Origin of the sequence: Williamwhitmania sp. (genome assembly GCA_035529935.1) — a bacterium.
Classification (GTDB): domain Bacteria; phylum Bacteroidota; class Bacteroidia; order Bacteroidales; family Williamwhitmaniaceae; genus Williamwhitmania.
Window position 1 is genome coordinate 1 of record DATKVT010000162.1, and the last position, 9775, is coordinate 9775.

The window sequence follows — 9775 nt, forward strand, 5'->3', positions numbered from 1 at the left end:
CGGGCATTTCTTTCCCTAATTAGGGGAATGAAAATCACGGGGTACTACTTTTTACATCCCAAAAAGATACTCACCCAGCAATACCCCAATAACCGGGAGACGCTTTACATCCCTGATCGGTTCAAAGGGAGAGTAGTATTACCTCACGACGAAAATAACGAACACGCCTGCACGGGTTGCTCCATATGCCAATCGGCCTGCCCAAATGGGTCCATCACCATTCACACGGTAACCGAAGAATTGCCTGATGGCAAGAAGAAAAAACGTCTCGACCGCTGGGAATACAACCTAGGCATGTGCACCCTTTGCAACCAGTGCATTGAAGCTTGCCCCAGCGACGCCATTAAGATGGAAAACAAATTTGAGTTCAGCGTTTATAACCGGGATAAGCTTATTTACGATTTAAACAAACCGGGTTCAAAACTTAAAGAAAAAACTACAGAGTAATGAACGGAACGGCAATAGCATTTTACATCCTTTCGGGCCTAGTGCTGACCTTTGGGGCATTGACTATTTTCACCCGAATGATTTTTAGAGCAGCCATATACCTGCTTCTCAGCCTTATTGGAATTGCTGGAATATACCTTCTTATGGAGATGGATTTCATAGCTGCGCTGCAGATGATAATATACGTGGGAGGAATCGTAGTTCTCATTATATTCTCCATCTTCCTCACCCACCGGTCAGGCGAAAAACTCCCTCAACAAATAAGACGCCGTGCGCTGGTTGGCGGAATGCTAGCCTTAGTTGCCTTTCTAATGGTGGTCGTAATCTTTATTGAACATCCATTTACCCCTTCGGAGGTTGCTCCCATGGCACACGATGTAAGGGCCATAGGAAGGCAGCTCCTTGATCAAAAAGCACATGGCTATGTTTACCCTTTTGAGTTGGTAAGCATTTTGTTGCTGGCTGCACTTGTTGGGAGTATTACCATTGCCATTAAAGAAAAAGAAAAAAATTAGTTTAAGGTATGGAACAGGTTCCCTTACTTCACGTCCTGATACTGAGCTCGGCCCTATTCTTCTTGGGGGTTTACGGCTTCTTTACCAGAAGAAATATGATAACCATGTTAATGTCTATCGAGCTGATGCTAAATAGCGTTAACCTCAACTTTATAGCCTTTAACAAATACCTCTATCCCAATCAGCTAGAAGGTATTTTCTTCACCCTATTCGTTATAACCATTGCGGCAGCAGAGGTATCAACTGCCATTGCCATAATAATTAACCTCTTCCGAAAATTCAAGGCAGTTGATGTGGAAGAAACCTCCTCAATGAAACATTAAACCCATGGATTACGCAACATTAACGGTGCTGGTGCTCGCCTTACCACTCACCACTTCAATATTCCTCGGTTTATGGGGAAAGCGGTTGAAACCGCTCTTGGCTGGAATCGTTGGGACAAGTTCCACCCTCCTAGCCACCATATTCTCACTTGCTGTAGCGTGGAAGTACTTCTTTTTAGGGATGAGCGCAAATGGCGGCTACGAAAAAATTACCGCCTTAAGCTTTGAGTGGCTGAAGTTCAACAGCAATCTATCCATAGACATGGGTATCCTGCTCGACCCCATTTCGGTGATGATGCTTCTAGTTATTACCTTCATTTCGCTCATGGTTCATATCTACAGTCTGCAATACATGAAGGGTGAAGAGCGCTTTCAGTCATACTACGCCTACCTCTCCCTCTTTACCATGGCCATGCTTGGGGTGGTTGTTTCCTCAAACATTTTCGAGATGTATATTTTCTGGGAGTTGGTTGGAGTATCATCTTTTCTGCTCATTGGCTTCTACTTCAATAAACCCTCCGCCATTGCTGCTGCAAAAAAGGCATTCATCGTTACACGCTTTGCAGACTTAGGGTTTCTTATAGGCATTTTGGTACTTGGTTTTGGAGCACAAACCTTCAACTTCAGCCTGCTCATTGAACGGCTTACTGACCCAACGTCGGCCAATCTTACGGGCATGCTGGGAACAGGATTTTTAGGCGTTTCAGCTGTAACATGGGGCGTAATGCTGGTGTTTATGGGAGGAGCTGGAAAATCGGCCATGTTTCCACTGCACATCTGGCTTCCCGACGCCATGGAAGGTCCAACTCCTGTATCGGCACTTATACACGCGGCCACCATGGTCGTAGCTGGTGTATACCTTGTTGCTAGGTTATTCCCTGTATTTGCCATTTCGGCGCCGGCAGCCCTACCTATAGTTGCCTACATTGCTGCCTTTACAGCCTTGTTCTCGGCCATTATTGCCACCACTCAAACCGATATAAAACGAGTGCTCGCATTCTCCACTATCTCACAGATTGGGTATATGATGCTGGCCCTTGGAGTAGCAGGTTGGGGCGAAGGTCAAACAGTGGGCTACACCGCCTCCATGTTTCACCTCTTCACCCACGCATTTTTCAAAGGGCTCCTATTCTTAGGTGCTGGGGCCATAATACATGCAGTACATAGCAACGATATGCGGCAAATGGGAGGCCTGCGCAAAAACATGCCCATAACCCACTTTGCCTTCCTTGCAGCCTGTTTGGCAATTTCTGGCATACCACCCTTCTCAGGCTTTTTCAGCAAGGAGGCGATTCTACATGCCGCTTACGAGGGAAACAAGCTGGTTTACTACATTGCCCTATTCACCAGTGGCTTGACTGCATTCTACATGTTTAGGCTATACTTCAACATTTTCTGGCATAACCAGTCAGCCGACAAGCACAACCACGAGCATGGGCTTTGGGCAATGAACATTCCCTTAATTTTACTTGCACTTGGTGCCATCTTTGCCGGATTTATTCCATTTGGACACTTTGTAAGCGCAACAGGATTGCCGCTGGAGCTACACGGAAATCTTGCATTCTCCATTGCACCCGTATCGCTGGGTTTAGCGGGGATTGTGCTTGCAGCACTGCTCTATGCCCGTGAAAATACGGCACCACAGAAAATAGTAACCACGCTCGGCGTTACCTACCAGTGGGTTTATCAAAAATTCTACGTTGACGAACTTTACCTTTTCATAACCAAAAAGGTAATCTTTAACCTGATTGGTCGTCCAGCGGCATGGTTCGACCGCCATGTGGTTGATGGACTAATGAATGGCAGCGCCTACGTTACCACGAAGGTGTCGGAAAGCATCAAGGTGATACAATCGGGTCGGTTGCAAACCTACGCCTACTTTTCCCTTGGGGGTATAATTGGGCTCATCATTATTCTAGTCTTTGTATAAGTAACATAAGAAAACGTCAGCCGTGAAGGGCTCATTTTACTTCAGGTATCTCCTTCCGCTGACGAAAAAAAACAACATGCAATGAATTGGCTATCGGCACTAGTTGGAATACCGCTTATTACAGCAATAGCAATTCTCTTCGCAAAGAAGGAGAACATAATAAGGATATTGGCCTTGGGAGGAAGCATGCTGCAACTTCTTTTTGCCATCTTCATTACCATTTGGTATATGAACCTAAGGGTAGCGGGAGCAACGGAGCCCACGCTATTTACCGGTAGCATCAGCTGGTTTCCCGCGCTCCACATCAACTACCAAACTGGTGTTGATGGCATTTCGCTGGCGCTAATTCTGCTTACAGCCTTGGTGGTGGTTGGCGGTATCCTTGTATCCTGGAAAATAGAAAAGCAGGTGAAGGAATTTTTCTTTCTAATTCTGCTACTGAGCGTGGGAGCTTACGGCTTTTTCATCTCCCGTGACCTCTTTATGATGTTCTTCTTTCTGGAGCTGGCCGTGATTCCAAAGTTCTTGCTCATAGGAATTTGGGGCAGTGGGCGCAAGGAGTATAGTGCCATGAAGCTGGTGCTTATGCTCATGGGTGGCTCGGCACTGGTGTTCGTTGGCATTCTACTGCTTTTCTTCTCGTCGGGCATGGTAACCGGAACACCAACTTGGAGTATCGATCTTCTAACAACAATTCATATTCCTCTGCCAATGCAGCGAGCCATATACCTACTCACCTTCACTGGTTTTGGGGTATTTACGGCCATGTTCCCCTTCCACACTTGGGCTCCAGATGGTCACTCGTCGGCACCTACGGCGGCCTCCATGTTTTTGGCAGGAATCTCCATGAAGCTGGGTGGCTACGGGATAATTAGAGTGGCAACGCTACTGGCTCCTGACGCAGCTGCAGAACTTTCGTGGATATTCATCATTCCTGCCTCCATAGCCATACTTTATGGCGCCTTTGCAACCATGATGCAAAAGGACCTGAAATACATGAACGCATACTCTTCGGTAAGCCATACAGGGTTTGTGGTGCTGGGTATCGCTATGCTCACCAAAACGGCCATTGTGGGAGCCGTAATGCAGATGGTGTCGCATGGGATAATGACAGCCCTCTTCTTTGCCGCCATTGGCATGATTTATAACCGAACTCACACCCGAATGGTGAATGAGCTGGGGGGAATGCTCAAGCAGCTTCCCTTTATTAGCACAGCCTTTATTGTGGCAGGGCTTTGCTCCCTTGGTCTTCCCGGTTTTAGCGGATTCGTGGCAGAGATGACCGTTTTTGTTGGCTCTTGGGAACGAACGGGCCTGTTCTACAAAATTGCAACCATAATTGCGGCCATTTCCATTGTGGTTACAGCAGTCTACATCTTACGTGCAATTGGACTTGCCATATGGGGAACAGTGACTAAAAAAGAGTATCTCAAGCTCACAGATGCTACCTGGAACGAGCGATTAGCAGCCATTTTACTTATTGCTGGTGTCGTTTTCATAGGGACCATGCCTTGGTGGCTTAACCAGCTCGTAGGAGCCGATGCACAGCATATTATTGCAAGAATTGCTACTTCAACAATCAACTAAGGAATAATAATTGTCATGACGTTACATACCTTCTTACTGCTTCGTTACGAATGGATACTAGGATTGCTCATATTTTTCCTGTTGGTTGCTAAGCTGCGGGATTGGGACAGCAAGCCGCGGCAGTTTCTTGTCATAATTAATAGCCTGCTTGTTCTAAACTTTATTGCAGGATTTCTTCCCCTAAGTCAAGGAATGGCATTCTTCGACTTTTTCAGAACTACTCACCTAATAGATTTTGAAAAGAACATCCTCAACATGGGCATTCTTCTCATTTCGGTAGGAAGTAGCAGATGGATAATAGACCAAAAGCATCGGGGAGAGTTCTACATCCTGATGTTGAGTAGCCTAATGGGAATGGATGTAATGCTGAGTTCCGGTCACATGATTATGCTTTACCTCGGGCTGGAAATGTCAACCATTCCTCTAGCCGTGCTTGCCAACTTTCACAAAAACTCGCTACGGTCATCAGAAGCAGGTATTAAGTTTATTATGTCCTCAGCCTTCTCAACAGGAATCACGCTGTTTGGCATCTCCTTGCTCTACGGTGCGGTGGGTAACCTAGGCTTTACAGCCATCATTAACCACCTTGAGCCCAATCCGCTTACCATTACTGCGTTTATTTTTATACTTGGAGGCTTTGCCTTTAAGATATCAGCAGTACCCTTTCACCTATGGACAGCCGATGTGTATGAAGGTTCACCAGTCGCTATTACGGCTTACTTTTCAGTAATTTCCAAATCTTCCGTTATACTAGTTTTTGTTAGCGTGCTTTATACAATATTTGGTAAACTAAGCGAATCATGGATAATGGCCATAGCCATACTAGCGGTGCTCAGCATGACTGTGGGAAACCTCTTTGCCATGCGACAGCAAAATATAAAGCGATTACTTGCCTTTTCGGCCATCTCTCAGGTCGGATTTATGCTGGTGGGCATCACTGGATTTTCGGCTCAAGCAGTAGAATCTGTCATCTACTTTGTAATTATTTACATCCTGAGCAACGTGGCCGCCTTTATGGTTGTTGGGGCTGTGGCTCACGTTACCGATAGAGAAACATTGGAGGAATACAAGGGGCTATACAAGACCAATCCTTTCCAGGCCATCGTTATGGGAATCTCGTTACTATCGTTAGCGGGTATACCTCCCACGGCTGGATTTTTTGGCAAGTTGTTTCTTCTCACCTCTGCTGTAAGCAGCCAAATGTATGTTCTACTTGGTATTGCTGCCGTCAACCTCGTGCTATCGCTCTACAACTACCTTCGAGTTATTAAGTATATGTTTGTGGACGAGGCCACTGAGGAGGTTCCCGAGGTTAAGAGTAATATTTACGAAATTGCTGTTTATACCTTTTGTGTAGTAGGCGTTATGGCCATTGGTTTTATCAGCCCTATTTACAACTACATTCAGCACATTGTTGCAGGAGGGTAAGCGTGCATTAATTCCCTTCGCGATGGTTTATACTACCAGTAACTGCTAACCCACTACTGGTTGAGTAACTACTTTTTCAGCAAGCCATTTTTTTAAATGAGGTAGAACTTCCTTCATCTCCTCCTGTGCAGTTCTATAGAGTGCTTCTAGCTTTATCGGATCGTTTTCGGTTCGAGAAACAGTAATGGGTGCCTCTGGCCTAATCACAAACAGCTGCCCCCTCTTTTCCAACTCTTCAATCTTATCGAGTACAGCGTTATACCTATCCGATCTGGTGGCAAGTGCCTGCGCTAATAGCGGACTATTTCGGTAGGTGGCCTTTATCAACGGAATCAACTTTGAACTTTTTTTTCGATAGCCTGCATTACGGGTGAGCACAACCACTAGCCGCTTACATCCATCGGCGAATGCCTGCTCAAAAGGAATAGAGTCCGCAATGCCACCATCCATATAAAAGTTCCCGTCTATTTTTATCTTCTGAGAGATAAAGGGTAATGCCGACGTGGCAGACAACAGCTGTTTAAACTCATCGGGTGATAGTCCGTTGGCGTCGCGATACTCGACCAATCCGGTTACGCAGTTGGTAATTCCAATACGCATTCGGGTAGAGGACTTACCAAACTCTTTATAATCAAATGGAATATGTTTTAACGGAACCTCTTTATACACAAAATCCCAGTCAAAAAAGGTTCGCTTTTTAACGTAGTTTCCCAAGCTAAAGTAGCGAGGGTCAGCAGTGAAACGTCTATTAACCTCCAGATTACGCCCACGCTGCCGAGAAACATAGGAGACGGAGTATGCTGCACCGGCAGAAACACCAACTGCATAGGGAAACAGCAGCCCCTGCTCCAGAAAGGTATCAAGCACCCCAGCCGTAAAAATACCCCTAAAACCACCACCTTCAAGAACTAGGCCTACTCCGTTACAGCTAGCTGAAAGATTGTCTATTGAATCCATTGTGCCAGTAAATTATTCCATTCGATTAGAAGGATAAAGGTAACAAATATAAGGGGGCGCTGTATAAAAAAGTGTTCCTAGTGGAGACAACATTAATATAGACTGGCATAATTGGCTGTTGTAAAAATTTATATTCTTCTTTCACAAAACAAGACAAAAAAAGTTTTCCTCAACCTAAACCGGTTATAGCGTTTACGAGGGAATAAGTTTAAGTCATGAACATTAAAAGTCAAGGAAAGAAAAAGAATTCCAAAGCAATAAATAGATAGTCTAATTTTTTGTGGTTGTAGATCGGCCAACAGCTTTTTTCCTTATCCTAAGGTTAATCATCTCAACAATCATTGAAAAAAACAGTGCAAAATAGATGTAGCCCTTTGGTATCTCGTAATGGAATGCCTCTAGTGCAAGCATAAATCCAATAAGAATTAGAAACGAAAGAGCTAGCACCTGTAATGTGGGGTGCTTATTAATAAAGGCGCTGATGAACCCGGAGAAGTAAATCATAATCACCATGGAAATTACTACGGCAGTAATCATTATTGCTAGTTGGTTCGACAGCCCAATCGCCGTAAGAATGGAGTCGAAGGAGAAGATAATATCCAAGGCAACTATCTGCATCAAAACATAATAGGTGGCCTTGCTACCTGAACCTGCCTCACCATGCTCCTCCCCTTCAACCTTTCCATGAATTTCGGTAATGCTCTTGGTTATTAGAAATATCCCACCCAAGAGTAGAATTAAGTCGCGAGCACTAAAGGCAAAGCTGCCCACCGTAATAAGTGGACGAATAAGTCCCATGATGGCTGTGAGCAGCGCCAGCAGACATATTCTAAATGCCAGCGCCAGCAGCAAACCGGTAGTACGCACCCGCTTCTGACGATCAGCTGGCAACTTATTGGTTACAATGGAGATAAAAATGATGTTATCAATCCCTAATACAATTTCAAGTAAGGTCAGGGTTAACAAGGAAATGTATGTTTCTGGCTGAAGAAGAAAGTTCATATTACTTAGTGCTTAGGAGTTCAAGAGGTAGGTATGGAATGCCATCATTGGTGAAGCAAAAGTATAAAAAATGGTTGTAATCTTGCCAACAAGCAGGTAACTCCATGGAGGTAGTTCTGGCAAAAAAGCCTTTCTCTTCCTTGAAAGTGTTTAACCAAATAATGACAAAAAAAGAGAGAGGTATCCCCCGCGTCCTTGCGAATTGTTAGAATTAAAATGGTTAATTTGCAACAAACTTTCATACCATGAAGCTTCTACTTCTCTTGGGTGGACTTGGTCTTTTTTTCCTTGTTGCCTGCAATTTCCAAGATAATAATTACCATCCCGTTGACCTAACAATGTCCCAATTTGCCGAAGCCAATACCGGCTCCTGGTGGAAGTATCGCGACAGCCTTGGAACAGCAACCGATAGCGTTGTAGTAACTAGCCTCAGTAACACCTTTGCACCCATCGCCAATGGGTCGGACAAGGAGCTATACCAAACCATTGTAATGAGTATGACACATTTTCCATCGCTACAAAATAGTCAAGTTGTTATTGCACGTAATCTAGAAACAAGCACCCTATCCTATACCGACACCTCGGGAAATACATACCTGCTGCTAACTGAACCCTCAACCAGCGAGCCAAAGCTACTTAGTTCCATTACCTCAGGCATGAGAACCTTTACGGATGTTCTGGAAATTGACAATATGCAGCAAGCAGGCGATACAATTTTCATTGCCAAAGGCTACTGGATTGTGAAGCATACCATTAAATCGGGACAAGCTGAGCAGAATTGGATTGTTGATACGCTAGCAATTAGGTAATCTACCCACAAATTATCAAAGTTAACTGCTACTATCCAGCCAAAGATTATCATTTCTAAAGAAACCATTCTGACCGCACAATCGTTTGTTGTGGATTAATAAAATCCAAGCAGAAATGGTTTATGGCAACCATATTTGGAGCTCCACTATGATTTGGCTCTACCTACCAAGGTCATAATGAAACAACGGCTAGCCTTCCTGCTTTCTCTGCTCAGGAATTATGCAAGCGACCCTTTGTTGGCAAAAATTAGGAGTTTTAGGTTAGCTTTTTGGCAGAAAAATCTCTCTTAGAAGGCTAATTTTCTCAATTTTTAATTTTTTTTTCACCATTGGCACAATCGTTTTAAATATGAGTTTTATAGGGTTAATTTCATGATAATACAACTTCAAAATCATGCAACCGTTAAATTTATGTTAATATTCAGTATCTTTTCGGGACATTGAAACCCATTTTTTACAGCTATGGAAGTTAAGCGCATCTATAAAATTAGCAACAAGCTTCTGCTAAGTTTTTTTATAATTACAATGCTTCTTCTGTTTGTTGGCATCCAAAGTCTTTTATACCTCAAATCGATAGAAAAAAAGCAGAATCAGATTACTGCCAGCATTAAAGTCTCAAGCGCGATATTGGAGGCAAAATACTTTGTGCGTTCCGATATTCATATTCTTTATGAGATGGTGAATGCAAAAAGTAATGAAGATTTAGCCTACTGGTACGGAGAGCATCAGTTTCAAAATCAGTTTGTTACCGATCAAATAAAAACCATTAGGGAAGCC

At 44.0% G+C, this 9775-nt stretch carries 10 protein-coding genes; 8 read left to right on the forward strand and 2 right to left on the reverse strand.

The genetic code is table 11. The features are described from left to right. From VMW01_12205 to VMW01_12230, 6 genes are all read left to right on the forward strand, one after another. On the forward strand, window positions 1-447 hold a 447-nt coding region (locus VMW01_12205), incomplete at its 5' end, for a 4Fe-4S dicluster domain-containing protein (GenBank protein HUW07013.1). After that, complete coding sequence (locus VMW01_12210; protein ID HUW07014.1) at window positions 447-962, forward strand: NADH-quinone oxidoreductase subunit J; 516 nt, start codon at window positions 447-449, stop codon at window positions 960-962. The genes VMW01_12205 and VMW01_12210, both read left to right, overlap by 1 nt. A gap of 8 nt (window positions 963-970) precedes the next feature. Beyond that, entirely contained in the window at window positions 971-1285 is a 315-nt protein-coding gene (nuoK, locus tag VMW01_12215) for an NADH-quinone oxidoreductase subunit NuoK (protein HUW07015.1), read from the forward strand. A gap of 4 nt (window positions 1286-1289) precedes the next feature. Continuing rightward, window positions 1290-3215: an NADH-quinone oxidoreductase subunit L gene (gene nuoL / locus VMW01_12220; GenBank protein ID HUW07016.1), complete on the forward strand. Its 1926-nt coding sequence runs from the start codon at window positions 1290-1292 to the stop codon at window positions 3213-3215. 81 nt (window positions 3216-3296) lie between these two features. Beyond that, complete coding sequence (locus VMW01_12225) at window positions 3297-4802, forward strand: NADH-quinone oxidoreductase subunit M (protein HUW07017.1); 1506 nt, start codon at window positions 3297-3299, stop codon at window positions 4800-4802. Window positions 4803-4817: 15 nt separating this feature from the next. After that, entirely contained in the window at window positions 4818-6230 is a 1413-nt protein-coding gene (locus VMW01_12230; protein ID HUW07018.1) for an NADH-quinone oxidoreductase subunit N, read from the forward strand. A gap of 45 nt (window positions 6231-6275) precedes the next feature. Here VMW01_12230 and VMW01_12235 read toward each other — a convergent pair whose 3' ends face one another. Together VMW01_12235 and VMW01_12240 are read right to left on the reverse strand one after the other, a co-directional pair. Then, complete coding sequence (locus VMW01_12235) at window positions 6276-7187, reverse strand: patatin family protein (protein ID HUW07019.1); 912 nt, start codon at window positions 7185-7187, stop codon at window positions 6276-6278. Between the two features lie 270 nt (window positions 7188-7457). Continuing rightward, window positions 7458-8189 (reverse strand): TerC family protein, encoded by a 732-nt coding sequence (locus tag VMW01_12240; protein HUW07020.1) that lies wholly within the window; start codon window positions 8187-8189, stop codon window positions 7458-7460. Window positions 8190-8434: 245 nt separating this feature from the next. Between VMW01_12240 and VMW01_12245 the strand changes: the two genes are divergently transcribed. Both VMW01_12245 and VMW01_12250 read left to right on the forward strand, forming a co-directional pair. Next, a complete protein-coding gene (locus VMW01_12245; GenBank protein ID HUW07021.1) occupies window positions 8435-8998 on the forward strand; it encodes a hypothetical protein in 564 nt (187 codons plus the stop codon). 462 nt (window positions 8999-9460) lie between these two features. After that, a partial coding sequence (locus tag VMW01_12250) for a hypothetical protein (protein ID HUW07022.1) occupies window positions 9461-9775 on the forward strand: 315 nt, incomplete at its 3' end.